This is a genomic window from Acidisarcina polymorpha (assembly GCF_003330725.1).
Lineage (GTDB): Bacteria > Acidobacteriota > Terriglobia > Terriglobales > Acidobacteriaceae > Acidisarcina > Acidisarcina polymorpha.
In genome coordinates, this window is the sequence record NZ_CP030840.1 from 5,420,046 (window position 1) to 5,438,635 (window position 18,590).

Consider the following 18,590-nt stretch of genomic DNA (forward strand, 5'->3'; position numbering starts at 1 on the left):
TTCTCGGGACGATGTCTGTTCTTCGGTTAGCTCTGTTTGGCGGGGAACAGGAACCTCAGCATGTCGCCCACCCTGGCGGCCCAGGCGGATTCGTCGTGGGTTCCGCCTTCGACCATCTGGTAGTGGATGTTGATCTCGGGTTTCCATCCATTGGCGACCAGGCGTTTATAAAGCAGATCAGCATCGGCGTGGGTGCGGGGGCCTTCGCCGTCTCCAACATCGAGCCAGATGCGCGGCCAGGGGGGCCCGTCGTACTCGTTGACAAAGCCGAGAATGCTCTTGTGGTTCCACCAGACAGAGGGCGACATCACGGCCAGCTTGCCGAAGGTCTCGGTGTGGAGCAGGCCGAGGTACAAGGTCACCAGTCCGCCGAGCGAGGAGCCGCCCATGGCGGTGTTGTTCTCATCGCGCAGCGTACGGTACTCGTCGTCAATCCAGGGTTTGAGTTCTTCGACCAGCAGCAGGCCGTATTTGTTGGCTTCGCCGCCGCCCATGCGCCGGTCGCGGGCGTGAGTGTATTCCTCCAAACGTCGCGGCGTGTTGTAGACGCCAACGACGATGAGCGGCTCGATCTCGCCGGAAAGTATGAGGCGGTCGGCGTTTTCACCGATCTCCCAGGTGCGGCCGCGCACGAACGAGGTCTCCGGATCGAAGAGGTTCTGCCCGTCGTGCATGTAGAGGACGGGATAATGACGTTCCGCATCTTCATACCCGGGCGGAAGATACACAATGATGTTGCGGTCATCCGCCAGCAAACGGCTGTGAAACTGCGGATGGATCACCAGCCGCGAACAAAGCCCAGAGGAAAAGGGCGGCCCACCGGCCTGTAGCGGTTTCTCCTCTTCCTCGTCCGCTCGCAGGGTTGTCAACTCTAAACTCAATGCGCTTACTCACTTCCTTCAAGAATCATGACGGTGAATGGTCGAACGGCAGTCCCGCCGCACTCTCACAGCGCTGCCGCACTCTAGTAGATGCGAAGCGCCATGATCCTGTTACAGTAACAAGAATATTACGGGCTTAAGCTCAGAAGACTAGAATTCCCCGACACCAGGGCAGCAATCGATGCATCGCGAATATCACAGGTGGTACTCTCAGCGTCTCGGCCGCGATATGGAACTGCTCGTCCACGGTCACGCGGGCTTGCCGATCATCGTCTTCCCCTCGTCGCAGGGAAGGTTCTACGAGTTTGAAGACCGGGGCATGATCGACTCCATTGCTTACAAGATCGACAATGGCGAGGTACAGCTTTACTCGCTTGACTCAGTCGACGCCGAGAGCTGGTATAACCGGAGCGTTCCGCCGCGCTGGCGGATCGCCCGGCAGATGACCTACGAGAGCTATGTGATCGAAGAGGTGCTTCCCTTGGTCAGGTGGAAGAATTGGAATCAGAAGCTGATCTCGCTCGGTTGCAGCTTTGGCGGTTACCATGCCGTGAACATCGCCCTCCGCCATCCTGACAAATTTACTGGCTTCCTTTCGATGAGCGGCGCCTTTGATTTGAGCAGATTTCTCAACGGCTACTACGACAACGACGTCTACTTCAACATTCCGCCGCACTATATCGCAAACCTTCACGACTCCTGGCAGCTCGATCGTTACCGGCAGAACTCGTACCTCCTGGCCAGTGGTTGGGACGACCATTGCCTCGGGGAGAGCCGGCATCTTGCCGGATTGCTCCAGTCCAAGGGCGTCCCCTGCCGGATGGATATCTGGGACACCTGGAACAGCCACGATTGGCCAACCTGGCAGCGCATGATGCAGGTGTATCTGTAGGCACGCATGGCGGGCGGGAACAAGGCGCGCAAGCTGACCTTTGTGATCTCAGTCTATTTAGCCCTGCCAATTACGCTGGTGCTCACCGGGCTTGCATTCTGGATGGTCGGGGTGGAGAACGCAACCCTGATTTTGCAGTCGGCCGAGTCACCCGACGGAAGGTACCGCGCAGAGGTAGTGCGTGAAGATCCGGGCGCCTCTTCGAGCTACAACTTCATGGTGCGGCTCACCCCGGCAAACCTGACGTCGCTGGGCGAGAAACTCCGCCTGCTCCCATTCGGACCGCAATACATTGCTCTCAATGTTCATCATGAGCCCGACCAGCTGACCGTGCGATGGAGTTCGACCGAACAACTTATCATCCTGTGCAACGGTTGCAACGGTGCGATTCCGGGTAGGACAAAATGGCGAAATATTCAGCTGGATTATGAATTCCGATGACTGCGGGGATTGCGATGGATGGAATTTTCTCTCCCGCTCTTCCGGGCAGGTGTTATGTTAGAGACTCTCAAAATCGCACTCAGTGATCGCTGAGGTGAGTGGATCGAGCTGAGCACCGGCAACAGCGATTGCACGTGCAGACAGGGGCGGCATCCGATCGCCTGGAGACTTGAGCAAGAGCAGGAAGCGCTTCCCCAGGAGCGTCTTCCACCATGGAGATTCGAGAATGCAACACCAGGCATTTCAACCTCACCCCGAAATCGCTCAGCGCTTTGAAGATTTACACCCTCCGTTTGCGCGCCAGGCCGCAACGATCGAAGCAAATCGATGCCTCAATTGCTTCGACGCACCATGCACGGCCGCTTGCCCGACCCACATCGATGTACCGCGCTTCATCAAGAAAATTTCTTCGGACAACGTTCACGGTTCGGCGACCACGATCCTTGAGGCAAATATTCTCGGAGCGAGCTGTGCCCGCGTCTGCCCGGTCGATGTGCTGTGCGAAGGAGCTTGCGTGATGCATCGCCTCAATGAAGAGCCAATTCAGATAGGCCGCCTGCAGCGTCATGCGATGGACTACTTCTACAAGAGCGGCAGAAAGCTTTCGCTGAAGGTCTCTGAGCTGCGCCCGGAGAAGATTGCTTGCATCGGCGCCGGTCCGGCATCGCTCGCCTGCGCGGCGGAGTTACAGCAACACGGTTTTCAAGTCACCGTCTTCGATCGGAAGCCGCTTGCGGGGGGGCTGAATACCTACGGAGTTGCCGAGTACAAACTTCGTAGTGTGGACAGTCTTCGCGAAGTGGAGTTGGTTCGTTCGCTCGGAGTGAACTTTGAAGTAAAGGATTTCACCAGCCAGGCGGATCTCGAGCAGTTGGAAGCGGACTTCAAAATCATCTTCCTCGGCGTTGGTCTGGGGCCGATGCGCAAGCTCAATATCCCGGGAGAAAACCACCCGAAGGTCGTTGATGCGTTGGAATTCATCTCCAGTTACAAGACCGGTGGCCGGATCTCGGTAGGGAGCAAAGTTGTCGTGATCGGCGCGGGCAACACTGCCATTGACGCTGCCAATGCAGCCAAACGGCTAGGCGCAGAAGAGGTCCACGTCCTATATCGCCGCGAAGAGCGCGACATCTCTGCGTTCAGCTTCGAGTACGAGAATGCCAAGCGGGCGGGCATCCAGTTTCATTGGAATACGATCCCGGTTGCAGTCCACCATGACGACATGAGCCTCGCCAGCATTGAATGCGCGCAGGTGTGGCCGAGCGACAAGGACGAGTTTCGTAAGATACCCAGTTCAAGCTTTCACCTGGAGTGTCATCTCCTGATTCCCGCGATTGGCCAGGCGGGACTGCTTGAATTTTTGAGCAAGTGCCGTGGGGTTGAACTCGCACAGGAGCGGGTGGTGGTTGAGCGCGCCACCGGGCAGACTGCGAATCCGAGGTACTTCGCTGGAGGAGACTGCGTCAACGGAGGGCGAGAGGTTGTCGATGCAGTAGCTGACGGCAAACGCGCCGCCATCGGGATTGCCAACGTCTTGCAACATGAGGCTGCTTATGCCTGACACGCGGAAATTCAACAGTGTTCCCAACATTGCCGCCCCCAATATCGCCGCCAATGTTGCGGGGATTCAGTCGCCTAACCCGTTTTGGCTAGCCTCAGCACCCCCGACCAACTGCGGGGAACAGATCATGCGCGCCTTCGATGCGGGATGGGGCGGGGCGGTTTGGAAGACCATCGGCGAGCCCATCGTTAACGTGTCTTCGCGCTATTCCTCGATCGACTGGAATGGCCAACGCATGATGGGCCTGAACAACATAGAGCTGATCTCGGATCGACCGATCGAGGTCAACCTTCGCGAGATTGCACAAGTCAAAAAGCTTTATCCGAAAAATGCCGTGATTGCCTCGCTGATGGTCGAGTCGACGCGCGAGGCTTGGCACGCCATCGTCAAACAGAGTGAAGACGCGGGTGCGGACGGGCTTGAATTGAATTTCGGTTGTCCTCACGGGATGAGCGAACGCGGCATGGGAAGCGCGGTAGGGCAGGTGCCTGAGTACGCCGAGATGATCACGTCCTGGGTGAAGGAGGTCGCCAGCACGCCGGTGCTGGTCAAGCTAACTCCTAACATCACCGACATCCGGGCCGTCGCCCGGGCTGCGAAGCGGGGCGGGGCAGACGGCCTTTCCGCAATCAACACGATCAATTCGATCACCGGCATTGATCTCGACACCTTTGTTCCGCGGCCGAATGTCGATGGCGCAAGCTCTCATGGAGGCTACTGCGGACCCGCAGTCAAGCCGATCGCGTTGAACTTGGTGCAGCAAGTGATGAGCGATCCTGCCTCCATGCTGCCACTCTCAGGAATCGGAGGCATCGGCACTTGGAGGGATGCGGCGGAATTTCTTCTGCTCGGTTGCTCCTCAGTTCAGGTCTGTACCGCAGCGATGCATTTCGGCTACCGCATCGTCGAAGACATGATCGACGGCCTGCAAAACTGGATGAGCGAAAAGGGTTTCGCGACGATCGAAGATTTTCGCGGTCTGAGCCTTCCCCGGGTGAACGAATGGAAGCACCTAAATCTCAATTACAAGATTGTTGCTCACATCCACGAAGACAAATGTATCGGATGTGACCTCTGTTATACCGCGTGTTGGGATGGGGCCCATCAGTGCATTCATCTGGACCGTGTGAGCGGTCCGGTCGATGGCCATGTCGAGGTCCACAGCAAACCGCCAGACGTTGTCGCCCGCAGCCGTGCGGAGATCACGGTGACCCCGATTCCGAAACTCGATCATCTAGATAGGTCGCAGCGCCTTCCCAATGCAACCCCTTTGGCAAGAATTCCCCGCGTGGATGAGACGGAATGCGTCGGTTGCAATTTGTGCTCTCTCGTTTGTCCCGTAGAGGAGTGCATCACGATGGAGCGCATCGATCTCGGGCTGCCGCCGCAAAGTTGGGAGCAGCGTACCGCAAGTCAAGCCACTGCTGCGGTTACAAATGTAGGAGCCGACTGATGCCGGTGGGAACACTCATCCAGAACGGTACGCTCGTCACTGCCGAGAAGACCTTTGCCGCCGACGTGCTCATCGAAGGCCGCACGATCAAGGAAGTTCGTGCCGGGATCGAACTAGTCAACGGCCACGAGGTCATCGACGCCCAAGGTATGCTCTTGCTGCCCGGAGGAATCGACGTGCACACGCATCTCGATATGCCGTTCGGAGGCACGACGTCGAGCGACGACTTTCTCACCGGTACTCGGGCCGCTGCGATTGGCGGCACGACAACCATCGTCGACTTTGCCATTCAGGCGAAGGGCACCAAGATGCGCGGCGCGCTCGATATCTGGCTAGGAAAGGCGGCGGAGAAAGCATGCATCGACTACGGCCTGCACATGATCGTCACCGACCTGGCCGGCGCAGGCCTTGAAGACATGGACGAGCTCGTGCGCGAGGGCGTAGCCAGCTTCAAGCTCTTTATGGCGTATCCAAATGTGCTGATGGTCGATGACGGCACCATCTTCCGGGCCTTGCAGCAGACGGCGAAGAACGGCGCGCTCATCTGCATGCATGCCGAGAACGGAAGCGCCATCGATGTCATCGTCCAGCAGGCGCTCGCTGAGGGAAAGACCGCGCCGATTTATCACGCACTGACTCGTCCGACCAAGGCGGAGGCGGAGGCAGTCAACCGCGCCATCGCTCTGGCCGAGATCGCCGGCGCTCCCGTCTACATTGTGCATCTGTCTTCAGAAGACGCGCTGAACAAGGTCCGCGAAGCACGCGACCGGGGCGTGCCGGCCTTTGCGGAGACCTGTCCGCAGTATCTGCTGCTTTCGCTGGAAGACAATATGAAGGGCGAGTCTTTCGAAGATGCGAAGTATGTTTTTACGCCTCCGCTGCGGGAAAAGAAGAACCAGCCGAAGCTGTGGGATGGCTTGAAGGACGATCACCTGCAAGTGGTTTCAACGGATCATTGTCCCTTCTGTTTTGCCGACCAGAAGGTGCTGGGTAAGGATGATTTTACGAAGATACCGAACGGCGGCCCAGGCATTGAAAACCGATTGCAGCTGATTCATCACTATGGAGTGGGACAAGGCAAGCTCTCGCTCAACCGCTTCGTCGAGATCACGGCGACCGCGCCGGCCAAGATCTTTGGCATGTATCCGAAGAAGGGAACGATCGCACCCGGCAGCGATGCCGACATCGTTATCTGGGATGCGAATGCAAGCCATCTGATCAGCGCCGCTACTCACAACATGCGCTGCGACTTTTCGATGTTCGAGGGTCACCGGGTCAAGGGGAACGCAAGGCAGGTGTTCTCTCGCGGCGAGCTGGTGGTCGAGGGTGGAAAGTTCCTGGGCAAACCCGGCCGCGGAGAATATCTCAAGCGCGATGCTCGCGGCGGAGCGTGGCAGTGAGTGAGGTCGAAGTCGTACCAGCCGGGTACGATCAAGGACTTTATAATGCCGACCTCGCTCCGGTGCCAGCATCCAAGCGCACTTGGACTACTTACAATTACGCTTCGCTCTGGGTAGCGATGAGCGTCTGCATCCCCACGTACATGCTGGCTTCAGGGCTTATCGCTGGAGGCATGAGTTGGAAGCAGGCGATCGGGACCATCTTACTCGGCAACCTGATTGTGCTTGTCCCGATGGTGCTGAATGCTCACGCAGGGGCAAAATATGGCATCCCGTTTCCTGTGTATGTGCGGGCCTCTTTCGGGGTGCGTGGGGCCAATGTTCCCGCGGTGTTGCGAGCGCTCGTTGCCTGCGGCTGGTTTGGCATTCAATGCTGGATCGGCGGTCACGCTATCCATTCGATGTTGGCGGTCTTGTGGCCCGGGATCGCGAGCTACCCCGGCGCCATCTGGGTGTGTTTCTTTTCGTTTTGGCTGCTCAATATTCTGGTCATCTGGCGAGGTGTCGAGAGTATCCGCTATCTGCAAGGGGTGAGCGCGCCGTTCATGCTGACCGTCGGCCTCCTACTGCTTTGGTGGATCTCCCGCAAAGCCGGGGGGCTCGGTCCCGTGTTGTCGAGCCCGAGTAAATTTCAAACGACCGGCAGTTTTCTGCGCTTCTTCGTGCCCTCGCTGACCGGGATGGTGGGCTTCTGGGCGACGGTCGCTTTGAACATCCCGGATTTTACCCGCTACGCGAAATCGCAGAAGGCGCAGATGCTTGGCCAGGCGCTTGGACTTCCGGCCGCCATGACCATTTATTCGTTCATCGGAGTTGCCGTAACGTCGGCATCCGTGGTCATCTTTGGCGAGCCGATCTGGGACCCGGTAGCGCTACTCGGCCGCTTCAACGAGCCGTTGATTGCTTCGATAGCACTGGTAGCCTTGTTGATTGCCACTCTGAACACAAATGTCGCGGCGAACGTGGTCTCGCCCTCGAATGACTTCTCGAACCTGAATCCGCGACTCATCTCCTTCCGCACCGGTGGATTGATAACCGGGGTGATTGGCATCGCGATGATGCCGTGGAAGCTATTGAGCGACTTCAATAGCTACATCTTCGGATGGCTGGTGGGCTACTCAGGACTGCTCGGACCGATCGCGGGCGTGATGATTGCGGACTACTTTGTGATTCGCAAGAGCCGGTTAGTGGTGGCCGACCTTTACCGGCGCGACGGCGTCTATGAGTATGCTCGCGGGTTTAACTACCGGGCTTTAGTTGCTCTAGCGGCTGGGGTCATTGTGGCGCTGGTAGGGTTATTTGTGCCTTCGCTGCGTTGGCTCTATGACTATGCCTGGTTTGTCGGGTTCTTTGTGGCTGGGGCAGTTTACTGCGCGCTCATGCGTCGATCTGACGTGGGCTAAAGCGAGTAAGAGAGTCAGTCTTCCCCTATCCGTAACCTTCCCATTCACGCCGAACAATGCTTGAATCGGAACCGCACTAACCAAGCGATGCGACGTACTCATCGGCGATGCCGAGGCTCTGATCCAGTGCATCCACGGCGAAATCGATTTCTTCCTTCTCAATAATCAGCGGAGGAGCGATCACGAAGTGGCTGATCCAGGCCTGGATGGTCACCCCGCGTTTCATCATTTCGGCGGCTACTTTTTCGACAACGGCGACTTTGCCGTCGATCTTGTCCTGCATGGAATTGAGCGGGGCCTTGCTGCCATGGTCTTTCACCAGTTCGACTGCCCAGAAGAGCCCCAGCCCGCGCACTTCGCCGATCGAGGGGTGCCTGGCCTTGAGAGCATGCAGCTTCTCTCCAAGATAAGATCCCATGGCTCGCGAACGCGCCACGAGGTCGAGACGCTGCATCTCGTGAATGGCTGCGACTGCCGGGGCCAGGGTCATCGGATGCGCCTCATAGGTGTGTCCATGAGCGAAGTAGTGGTCGTCGAAATAGGCGGCGATCTTGGCAGTAGTGGCGCAGACACCGAGCGGCACGTAGGCGGAGGTGATGCCTTTGGCGGTCACCAGCATATCGGGCTTGATTCCCCCTGAGTCTTTGCCCCAGTGGTCGACGGCGAACCATTCCCCGGTGCGTCCCCAGCCGGACATGACTTCGTCGGCGATCAACAGGACACCCCGGCGGTCGCAGATCTCCCGCAGGCGGGGAAAGTATTCAGGAGGCGGAATGAGCACGCCGTTGGTCCCTACCACTGGTTCGACAACGACGGCGGCGACATCGCTCTCATTCTCGATCATGTGTTCGAGATAGTCGGCGCAGGCGGTGTTGCAGCCGGGGTAGGTATGCTTGATGGGACACTTGTAGCAGTTCACCTCCGGGGCGAACAGGAAACCCTGGCCCTTGGCTCCGGGTTCGAGCGGCCAGCGGCGCGGATCGCCGGTGGCGCCAATGGAGGCCATGGTTGATCCATGGTAGGAGCGGTAACGGGCGATGATCTTGGTCTTGCCGGTGTACATGCGGGCGATCTTGAAGGCGGCTTCGTTGGCTTCGGTACCGCTGGTGGTGAAAAAGAATTTTTCGAGGCCCGCAGGCAGCACTTCGAGGAGCAGCTTGCTCAACCCGGCCCGGGTGGTCGTCGCATAGCCGGGCATGACGTAAGGCAGGGTCGCGGCCTGCTCCTGGATGGCGCGGATGACGGCCGGATTCTTGTGTCCGAGATTAACGCACATCAGCTGCGACGAGAAGTCAAGATAGCGCCTCCCGGCGGCGTCGGTGAAGTAGCAGCCTTCGGCGTCGACCACGTGGAGAGGATTCCAACTCTTCTGATACCGCCAGGTGCCGTAGTTGAATTGCTTGGTGGCCGCGACAACTTCCTCGCTCGTCATGGTGGCGGAAAGGGGCTCGATGGGGAGTGTGCTCAGTTCAGACATGGGATCTTCCTTATGGCCGGATAACACTGACTTTACAGGGAATCGCCGCCTCTGAAAACCCGAATTCGCTAGAGCGCGGGACGCCGAGACTCTATCATCGGCTTACCCATGATGCGATTTCTTCGAGCCTTGCCCTTGCTGATAGCCAGCGTTCCAGCTGCGTACGCGGCAAAGCCGTCTCCCGCCGCGCCCCTCCCTATCAAGGTTGTAGTGGTAACCATGTTTGAATTGGGCGCCGACACTGGGGACGCTCCCGGAGAGTATCAATACTGGGTCGAGCGGGAACATCTAGATCAGAAGCTGCCATTTCCCGCTGGCAATCGTGACTTGCGGATGAATGCGAAGGGGGTGCTCGCCATCTCGACCGGCCAAGGGACGGCAAAGGCCGCATCGAGCATCATGGCGCTTGGCCTCGATCCGCGATTCGACCTCAGCAGAGCTTATTGGATCATTGCCGGGATAGCGGGAGCCGATCCCGCCAAAGCCTCTCTCGGCTCGGCAGTGTGGACGGACTGGGTGGTAGACGGCGACCTTGGCTACGAAATCGATGCTCGGGAGATTCCAGAAGAGTGGCCAACTGGTTATGTACCTTTGGGTAAACTTAGGCCCTACGAATTACCCGTTGTCGCTAACGACGACCAAGTCTACCAACTTAATTCCTCGTTGACGGATTGGGCATATCGGCTGACCAAAGATGTGCCACTCGGCGACACTGAGGCGATTCGCGAGCGCCGTGCCCAATTTCCTCAGGAGGCGGCCAAGCGCCCTCCTTTCGTACTAAAGGGAGGCGAACTCTCCGGCTCCACCTATTGGCATGGCAAGAAGCTCGACGAGTGGGCCAACGCCTGGGTCGCCTACTATTCCAGCGGCCAGGGCCACTTCGTGACGACTGCGATGGAAGACAGCGGCACACTGCAGTCGCTGACGTTTCTCGCCAAGGCGCACAAGGTGGATTTCTCCCGGATCATGGTGCTGCGGACGGTCAGCAACTTCGATCAGCAGCGACCCGGGGTGTCGGCGGCGGAGAGCCTGGCCGAGCAGCGGGTCTCGAAGTACGGCGGATATCTCCCGTCGCTCGAAAGCGCTTACACGGTAGGGCATACGATCGTTGATGAGCTCGTCTCTCATTGGCAACAGTATGGTAGCCGTTCCCCCGCTGAATAACTTCACTAAGAGTATCATCCGAGATAACGTAGCGCTGATTTATCTCGGTGCATGTATACGCTTGCATTCTAGCTACCTTAACCTTGCCAGCTTTCATAAGACATCCCCCACTAGCTATTCACAGAACAATTCCGAAGATAAGCATTGACATTGCCCGTCAGGAATGGGTAGCATTCGCCCGAACCGATAAAAAGTGGTTGCTCCAACTTATAGATCACAAAAAGCTGGTTCTATATACCCCTCGTCAATGATCTAGGCAAAGTGGTAGTTCTTCAATGATTCATCCACTAGCCAACAGTTGGATTGGCAAGAAACCCTTCTATCTTGTTTGATTCCCAGCAATGGTGGACCAAATAGGAACTTATATTTGACATTTGAAGTTTCTTAAAAAGTTTGCATTGACAGCGCTATCGCAGACTGGTTAGGATTCCCGACCGTACCGCTAAATTGTTTTAGTTGCAGCCAAAGCTCTATATTTTTCCGAGCGCTGGGAGTTGCTAGCCTTCAAGGCGGATCAAGACGGCTATCTCGAAGTCGCACGAGCGGGTCAAGATCCAGAGCTAAAACAATTAGCTGCAAGACCATTAAGGGAGGCACGACAGCAATGAAATTGTTAAAAGCTTGGAAGTGCGGAGTGTTTCTATTTTCGTTATTTCTTCTGCTTGCTTGCGTAACTGGTTATGCACAGCAGAACTCGGAAATAGATGGAACGGTAACCGATAAACAAGGCGCTGTAGTTTCAGGCGCTCAGATCACGCTTACTCAGCCGAGCACCGGGCTCGTGAAGACCGCCGTAAGCAATGATTCGGGAGCGTATACCTTTCCCGGTCTCAACATCGGCACTTATGACATAAAAGTGACGGCGACTGGGTTCGAAGCTGTTGTCCAGCAGGGGCTTGAGTTGAACGTCTCGCAGACGCTGCGAGCCGACATCGCTCTCACTGTCGGTTCGGTGAACGAGACGGTCACAGTCGCCGCAAATGCGCTGCAGGTGCAAGCAGATTCGAACGTGGTCAGTACGCTGATCTCTGCTGACCAGATCAGCGAGATCGCTACCCAGAACCGGAATTTGACGGCCTTGGCGACGCTTGGTCTGGGCGTCAGTTCGGGTTTGCCGGACAGCAACACGCCGACCTCGGTAGCGTCCAGTTCGTTCATCAGTGTGAACGGTCTGCGTCATGCGCATAATATCTGGCTGATCGATGGCGGCGAGGCGGACGACCGTGGCGGCGCCGGCGGAGCGAGCATCATGCCTTCGCAGGACGCGATTGCCCAGTTCGAGATGCTGACCAGCAACTACCCGCCGGACTACGGTATCTCCTCAGGGGCGACCATCAGTCTGGCGCTGAAGAGCGGCACACAGAACTTCCATGGAACCTTGTGGGAGTTCAACCGGAACACCGACTACAACGCGAACAGCTACTTCAATAAGCAGGCGAATCCTGTCGTCGCCCGTCAGATCATCAACTACAACATCTATGGGTTCAACATCGGCGGCCCGATTTTCATACCAAAACACTACAACACCAGCCGGCAGCGGACCTTCTTCTTCGTGAACGAAGAGTGGCGGAAGCTGAAACAGGCCAGCGCTCCCAACGTGGTGCAGGCGATTCCGGCGGCCGACTTCCCGGTAGCTGGGCAGAATCTCAATTACGTGACGCCGGCGTTTTCGTCAGCCATTCAGCTCCAGGTGCCGGTAGTAGGCGATCCCGCTTTCAACGCCAGGCTTGCCGCTGCCGGCATACCCGTACCCACGGCCAACGGTCCGAAAGTGTACTTCCCCAACAACGTAATACCGGCATCGCTCTTCGATCCGAACGCTTTGCTGTATCTCGGCACTGGCGTCTTTCCGGCGGGTAATCCGGGCACCGACAAGGTGGTGTCCTCTGCTAGCCAGCCGATCGACGTGCGCGACGACGTCGTCCGCATTGATCACCGGATCACCGATAAATGGGCGATCCTGGGGCATTACCTGGGTGATTCGGTGACCCAGTCCTATGCGTCTCCGATGTTAGGTTGGTCGGGCGCCAGCTACAACACCATCACCAGCGTCCTCAACAACCCCTCCAACAGCGCTGCGGTGAAATTAAGCGGGACCATTAGCCCTAGCTTGCTGGCTGAGGCAAGCTTCAACTACGACGGTAACGTCATCGGCATCACCAACAGCCCGAATTCGCAGGTCCCGGCTGGCTTCGGGGTGAACCGGTTCTTCGCGAATCCTTCGACGAACCTCCCCGGCCTCAACCTCGGCGCCCCGTATAACACCCAGGAGTTGCCCGGTTCGGCACCATGGAAGAATGCCGCCCGCGATTACTCACCCAAGGTGGATATCTCCTACACCATTGGCAAGCACGCCATGAAGTATGGGTTCAGCTATAACCGGTACACCAAGAACCAGCAGATCTTCGGCGATCCCGGCGGTAACTTCAACATCGGTTCACTCAGCGGCGATTCGGCGGTCGATTTCATCCTCGGGCTTTCCAATACTTACGACCAAGCCCAGGCGCTCCCCATCCGCCACTACGTGAACCAGACAACCTCCGCCTATGTCATGGACAACTGGCGCGTGACGCCGCGGTTGACGTTGCAGCTGGGTGTTCGCTACGACGCCCTGCCGCACGCTTACGAGAGACAAAACAATTTGTCGAATTTCGATCCGGCCACGTACATCCCAACTCTGATTCCTTCCGCCAACATCTTTCTTGGCAACAACACCAACCAGCTCAATCCGGCCGCGCTGACCAACTTTAATGGCGGCGCGTTCTATTTGAACGGCGTCCAGATCGCCGGTCAGAACCACTTCCCCCGGGGATTGGTTCAAAACGACTACAACACTATCCAGCCGCGTGTAGGTTTCTCTAACGATCTCTTTGGGGACGGTAAGACAATCCTTCGCGGTGGCATCGGCTCTTTCTACGAGCGGGTTCAAGGCAACGACGTCTACAACGCTGCCGCTAACGAACCGTTCTTTAACGATCCGCAGGCAACCAGCGTCTATGTCTCCGACCCGCACACCGCCTGGACCACAGGACAGACGGCTCAACTTCCGAACTTCGCACAAGGAATCACAACCCTGGCCACGACCTACAAGGCGCCAGGCGTCGTTCAATTTAGTCTCGGCGTCCAGCGTGAGGTCGCACCCTCCGTCGTCTGGGTCGTGCAATATGTCGGCAACCTGGCCTGGCATCAGCCAGTGCGGCGCCAGATCAACAATTACAGCCTCAATACCCCGCTCGGAGGAACGAACAATCCAAACTCTGGTACCCTTCTCCCGACCGATACGCGCGCGAACGCGGGCGATCCTCAGGATAAGTCGGGCACCAATCTGGGCGGCACATCGCTATCGAACGGCGATCAACTCCGGAACTACCCCGGCATCGGCCAAATCGCGCAGCAGGAAAACACCTCAAACGCGAATTACAGTGGCTTCCAGACCGGCATTCGCGCCCAGAACAAACATGGTCTTACCGGGGAGTTCGATTACACCTGGTCGCACGAGATCGATCTCACCAGCGACGATAACAACTGCTGCCTGAGCAACCCCTACAACTTGAAATACGACAAGGGGTCGGGTGGCCTGGATCGCCGTCATATCGTCAGCATCAACTATATCTACCAGCTGCCGATCTTCACTCAGAGTACTGGGCTCACCCACACCCTGCTGGGAGGGTGGGAGCTTGCCGGCGTGGTTGTGGCCGAGTCGGGAGTCATTCTGAACAACACCGCTGGTGGCAGCGCCTACGGTGGTCCTGGGCTGAGTATCGGCTACGACACAATCGGTCTCGGCGGTGGGTATCAGAATCGGCCGAACATCAACGGAAAAGTTCATTACCCGCATAAGCAGCTGGAGTGGTTTGACCCCACTGTCTTCTCGGCACCGATCCCGGCTTGGGCAGGCGGCGCGAACCAGGGCTTCGGCAGCGCCAGCAGAGACTCGATTGTCGGACCGGGCCGTCTGAACTTCTCAACATCCCTGTATAAGTCGTTCGCGATCAAGGAATACGCGCACTTCGAGTTCCGGGCGGAGTCGTTCAACACCTTCAATCACACCCAGTACAACAACGTCGGCTATCAGTTCGGATCCGGCAACTTCGGCCAAGTGACGAGCACTTTCGATCCTCGCACACTGGAGTTGGGCGCCAAGCTGATCTTCTAATTCAATCGCTGTAGAACAAGGGCGCGGCAGGCGATCAGCTTGCCGCGCTTCTTTTGCAAGCCTTGCAGGATTGCCATCCGTCCGCGCTAACGGTAGCGTTAGGACTGTCTTAGTAGAGGAAGCATTGATCTCCGTTCATCGCACCCTAGTACGGATCTTGCTGCTGGTCGCGGCGGCGGCCGCAGTTCCCGCGATCTTCGGTCAATCCGATGTCAGCCCCGTGGCTACGAGCAAATCGGACGCGCTCGCGCTGGAGCAGCAGGGAAGCAATGCCGATGCGGAGCGGATATGGCAGCGCATCGCCGAGGAACACCCCAAAGACCCTGAAGCCTTCGCCCATCTCGGATTGCTGGAGTCACGGCAGGAGAATTTTGCCGCGGCGATCGAGAATTACCGTAAAGCCCTCGCCCTCGGGCCAGCCGTGCCCGGTATCGAGATGAACCTGGGCCTCGCCTGTTTCAAGGCCAGCCAGTTCGCCGAAGCGATCAAGGCATTTTCCGCAGAGTTGCAGGGACAGCCGCCAGATAGTCCCGTTGCGGGGCGGCTCATCACTCTCTTGGGCATGGCCCATTACGGCATGGGCGACTATTTCGTTGCTATTCCCTATCTACGCAAAGCAGCGGACGAGGATCCGCAAAACCTGCCGTTACGCCTCACCCTGGCGCACAGCTGCCTTTGGAGCAAGCAATATGACTGCGTGATGAAAGTCGACAAGGAGATACTGGCGCTGAATGCCGACTCCGCCGAAGCCGACATGCTGGTGGGAGAAGCGCTCGACGAAAAGGGAGACGACGCGGGCGCCATGGAGCAATTTCGCGCAGCTACGAAAGCGAATCCCAAGGAGCCGAATGCTCATTTCGGCCTCGGCTATCTGCTCTGGAAGCAGCATCACTTCGACGAGGCGGCGCCGGAGTTTCAGGCGGAGCTCGAGAACGATCCCTCACAGCGTCAGGCCCGCGCCTACCTCGGAGACGCGCTGGTCGAGTTGAATCAGTACCAAGAGGCCCTGCCGGTCCTCGAAAGAGGTGAGGCAGAATCTTCCGACTCTGCGATGGTCCATCGCGACCTGGGTATTGTTTATGCCGAAATGGGGCGTAAGGAAGATGCCGCGAATGAGCTGGTTAAGGCGATCGCGCTCGACCCGAAGGATGTGTCGCCACATTGGCGGCTCGGAAAGCTCTTCCAGGCGATGGGAAAGAAGGACGAAGCGAAAGCGCAGTTCGAGACTGCGAGTGCAATGATTCACGAGACCAGTCGTCCACTTACTCAGGAGATTGGTGAGCCTCGTTCGAAGTCTCAGCCGTGAAAGAAATAGTCGGCAGCGGCAAATTCATGGCCGGGCGCTTTTGCAACTAGACCTTTGAGCCTGCGTTGGCCGCTTCGTGTTAGTGGGCCTTATTCATCTCTGCCTTGAGGGTCTTGGCAAGCTTTTCAACTTCCTCAGCCTTCTTGATGACTGCAAGCGAGAGTGTATCTTTGTTGCTCTTGTCTACTTCAAGTTTGAGTTCCTGACTTAGCTTGAGGAGTTTCTGCGAGTCGGCGATCAGCTGCGCCTGGCGGGGATCGGGCGCGGGCGCGGGAGCCGGCGTCGTAGCATCCGGAGACTTGACTGCCGTAGGCTGCGCAGAGGAGACAGACGGTGCCGGTGCTTCGCCAACTCGGTCATGAGTATCTTGCGCTTGAGCCAGCAGGCAGGAGACAAGCAAGATACTTGCGGTACCCCAAGGCAGAGACCGTCCCACTCTCTGCCTTGGGGATGGGCGGGAATGATTCATGGATCTGCTCATTCGGGTTAACTCGTATGCTGTTGCTTATTTCGCCTTCAGCGCGGCGGTCAGGTTCTTGGCGAGTTGTTCGATCATTGCGACATTGGAGGCGGCAGCGGCGGTCGACACAGTCGTCTTCGGCTTCGTGAGGTCCAGTTCCACTCGCGCGGAGAGAACCACCATCTCGTCGGCAGCCCACTCGATCAATTCGCGTCTCCTCTTGTTCTGGAGCTCAATCGCTTCGGCGGAATGGGCGTCGTTCGCCGGGTTGTCACCGAGCAAAATATGTGGATCCATGTCTCTGGGGGTCGGATCGGGCAGGTAAACTGACTGCGACTTTCCGCCGTTTTGCGCGGACAGAGGTAAAGAGCCAGCGAACAGCAGCGCGACAAGCAGTAGGCATGGATAACACCTCACGACATCGTGAGATCTAAGGAATCCGCTAGCTTGAGTCCGCATAGGGCACCTCGGCAATGCAGTCAATTCATTTGAGCCTTACCGTCCAGATAATGAGAGGATGCGGCAGCGGAAAACCTCGATGTATTCCTAAACTATACGCCTCAACATGCTTTTGATTCGGCTACTTTCGCTGGAAGCGTTTAGCCGCCGGGATAAACCTTGATCCAATGATTCCGCATTTTCGCCCGCACGACCTGCCCGGAAGTTTCGGAGACGATGACGTTGGTGGTTTCGGCCGGCATGTGGCAGTCGATGCAATTGCTTACGATCGAATGACCTATTTTCTTCGATACCCCGCAAGCCGTCCATAGATGACAGCTCAGACATTTGGAGGAATAGGAAGCCGCGGCTTTTTCCCCGGTATGAGTATCGTGACAGGTGGCGCAGGACATGGAAGGGGAAGACTGGTAGCAACGGCTTCGCTCGAGCAAACCCACCTGATTCCCGTGAACATCGGGATGCTCAGAGGCCGCGACCGGGAGCGGCTTAAAGAAGTCGGTCAGTGGCTTGCCGGGAACGAAGGAGAACGCAGGCGCGACTGCCTCCCGTTGCAGGCCGCTGTGGCAATAGGCGCAGGCATCGACCTGACGATCCCGCGAGAACTTGGCGGGATTCAGGATTGTGTCTTGTGGCAACTCAGCCCGACGCGCCGCCGATGCCGCATAGCGGGCCACATGTCCAGCGCCGGGGCCGTGACAGGTCTCACAAGCAATGCCTGTGACTAAGGAATCCTTCTCATAGCTGTTGGTGGTCACCTCTGAAGATAGCGGCCGAATATAAGTGGCATGACATTCCAGACACCCTGGATTGACTGGGCGCGAGAAGTTGGCCGTTCCGTCGACAAACCCGGGACTGTTCACCCAACGATTGCCATCCCGCCAATAGCTGACTGGCAGCTCAAAAAGTTGATCTCCCTGCCAGTAGAGATACGTCTGACCCCGCGCGCCTGAGCCGGTAACGAGATCAATCGACTCGGTTTTTTTCAGCAGGTCTTTACCCCATCCAGTGACAGCGGTCTCGGTAAATTTGCCGGCTCGCTCTTCCATATCGAAGTAGAAGGCAGGTTGCGAGGGCCGGACTGAAGGGTCGGAGATGGTGAGAATGTTTCCTCCAGGACGAAAAGAACCCAATATGCTGCGCGGGCCAGCGATCTGCGAAGTCAGGTGGTGAGCGGTGTGAGAGTAGGACTCGCTCACCTCGCGATGGCAGGCAGCGCAGGCGGCGTCTCCTGCCCACCCGGGACGCTGCGCTGCCAGCTTCAAGGAGGCAGGGTTCTCGGCGGTTTCAGAAGAAACCGGGAGGAAGGTGGCCAGGCAGAACAGAATGAGAGCGAATTGCCTGGGGTCGCATCGCCATCTCATTCGGCTATATTCCTTTCCGTGCAACAACATTACCCAGTCTTACCGTGATTGTTAAGACGGGTCGGCCTGGTTAGATCATGAGAGCGAATTCCGCATCGTGATGGTAGCAAACGAGCGAGCTTCGATACAGACGGAAACAGCTTCGAATGCCGGGAGACACTCGCCCGGCCTGTACC

General features: G+C 57.5%; 14 protein-coding genes. 9 read left to right on the forward strand and 5 right to left on the reverse strand.

What is annotated here, in order from left to right; all coding sequences use genetic code 11:
* Positions 1-26 precede the first annotated feature (26 nt).
* Positions 27-869, reverse strand: coding sequence for an alpha/beta hydrolase (locus tag ACPOL_RS23045; protein ID WP_161557529.1), 843 nt, complete (start codon positions 867-869; stop codon positions 27-29).
* 193 nt (positions 870-1,062) lie between these two features.
* Between ACPOL_RS23045 and ACPOL_RS23050 the strand changes: the two genes are divergently transcribed.
* The 6 genes from ACPOL_RS23050 to ACPOL_RS23075 all read left to right on the forward strand — a co-directional run bounded on the left by ACPOL_RS23050 (position 1,063) and on the right by ACPOL_RS23075 (position 8,031).
* Positions 1,063-1,773 (forward strand): esterase family protein, encoded by a 711-nt coding sequence (locus tag ACPOL_RS23050; RefSeq protein ID WP_114209135.1) that lies wholly within the window; start codon positions 1,063-1,065, stop codon positions 1,771-1,773.
* 6 nt (positions 1,774-1,779) lie between these two features.
* Complete coding sequence (locus ACPOL_RS23055) at positions 1,780-2,214, forward strand: hypothetical protein (RefSeq protein WP_114209136.1); 435 nt, start codon at positions 1,780-1,782, stop codon at positions 2,212-2,214.
* A 226-nt stretch (positions 2,215-2,440) separates the two neighbouring features.
* Positions 2,441-3,775, forward strand: a complete 1,335-nt coding sequence (locus ACPOL_RS23060; protein ID WP_114209137.1) for an NAD(P)-dependent oxidoreductase — start codon at positions 2,441-2,443, stop codon at positions 3,773-3,775.
* Positions 3,768-5,228 carry an NAD-dependent dihydropyrimidine dehydrogenase subunit PreA gene (gene preA / locus ACPOL_RS23065; protein WP_114209138.1) on the forward strand — a complete coding sequence of 487 codons (1,461 nt, stop codon included), beginning with the start codon at positions 3,768-3,770 and terminating at the stop codon, positions 5,226-5,228. The genes ACPOL_RS23060 and preA overlap by 8 nt, the downstream gene beginning before the upstream one ends.
* The gene (gene hydA / locus ACPOL_RS23070) at positions 5,228-6,628 is read left to right on the forward strand and encodes a dihydropyrimidinase (RefSeq protein ID WP_114209139.1); all 1,401 of its coding nucleotides are present in this window, start codon (positions 5,228-5,230) and stop codon (positions 6,626-6,628) included. Before preA ends, hydA begins: the two co-directional genes overlap by 1 nt.
* Positions 6,625-8,031: an NCS1 family nucleobase:cation symporter-1 gene (locus ACPOL_RS23075; RefSeq protein ID WP_114210996.1), complete on the forward strand. Its 1,407-nt coding sequence runs from the start codon at positions 6,625-6,627 to the stop codon at positions 8,029-8,031. The genes hydA and ACPOL_RS23075 overlap by 4 nt, the downstream gene beginning before the upstream one ends.
* A gap of 76 nt (positions 8,032-8,107) precedes the next feature.
* Here ACPOL_RS23075 and ACPOL_RS23080 read toward each other — a convergent pair whose 3' ends face one another.
* The gene (locus tag ACPOL_RS23080; RefSeq protein ID WP_114209140.1) at positions 8,108-9,508 is read right to left on the reverse strand and encodes an aminotransferase family protein; all 1,401 of its coding nucleotides are present in this window, start codon (positions 9,506-9,508) and stop codon (positions 8,108-8,110) included.
* A 108-nt stretch (positions 9,509-9,616) separates the two neighbouring features.
* On the opposite strand from ACPOL_RS23080, the gene ACPOL_RS23085 reads away from it, so the two are divergent.
* The 3 genes from ACPOL_RS23085 (at position 9,617) to ACPOL_RS23095 (ending at position 16,134) form a co-directional block, all read left to right on the forward strand.
* Positions 9,617-10,672 carry a purine nucleoside permease gene (locus ACPOL_RS23085; RefSeq protein WP_236656973.1) on the forward strand — a complete coding sequence of 352 codons (1,056 nt, stop codon included), beginning with the start codon at positions 9,617-9,619 and terminating at the stop codon, positions 10,670-10,672.
* A gap of 604 nt (positions 10,673-11,276) precedes the next feature.
* Positions 11,277-14,828, forward strand: coding sequence for a TonB-dependent receptor (locus tag ACPOL_RS23090; protein WP_114209141.1), 3,552 nt, complete (start codon positions 11,277-11,279; stop codon positions 14,826-14,828).
* Between the two features lie 124 nt (positions 14,829-14,952).
* Positions 14,953-16,134: a tetratricopeptide repeat protein gene (locus ACPOL_RS23095; protein WP_161557530.1), complete on the forward strand. Its 1,182-nt coding sequence runs from the start codon at positions 14,953-14,955 to the stop codon at positions 16,132-16,134.
* A 79-nt stretch (positions 16,135-16,213) separates the two neighbouring features.
* Here the strand turns inward: ACPOL_RS23095 and ACPOL_RS23100 are convergent, their stop codons facing one another.
* The 3 genes from ACPOL_RS23100 to ACPOL_RS23110 form a co-directional block, all read right to left on the reverse strand.
* Complete coding sequence (locus tag ACPOL_RS23100) at positions 16,214-16,603, reverse strand: hypothetical protein (RefSeq protein ID WP_150133109.1); 390 nt, start codon at positions 16,601-16,603, stop codon at positions 16,214-16,216.
* Between the two features lie 36 nt (positions 16,604-16,639).
* Positions 16,640-16,891 (reverse strand): hypothetical protein, encoded by a 252-nt coding sequence (locus ACPOL_RS23105; RefSeq protein ID WP_114209144.1) that lies wholly within the window; start codon positions 16,889-16,891, stop codon positions 16,640-16,642.
* Positions 16,892-17,193: 302 nt separating this feature from the next.
* Positions 17,194-18,414: a multiheme c-type cytochrome gene (locus tag ACPOL_RS23110; protein WP_161557531.1), complete on the reverse strand. Its 1,221-nt coding sequence runs from the start codon at positions 18,412-18,414 to the stop codon at positions 17,194-17,196.
* Positions 18,415-18,590: the final 176 nt, after the last annotated feature.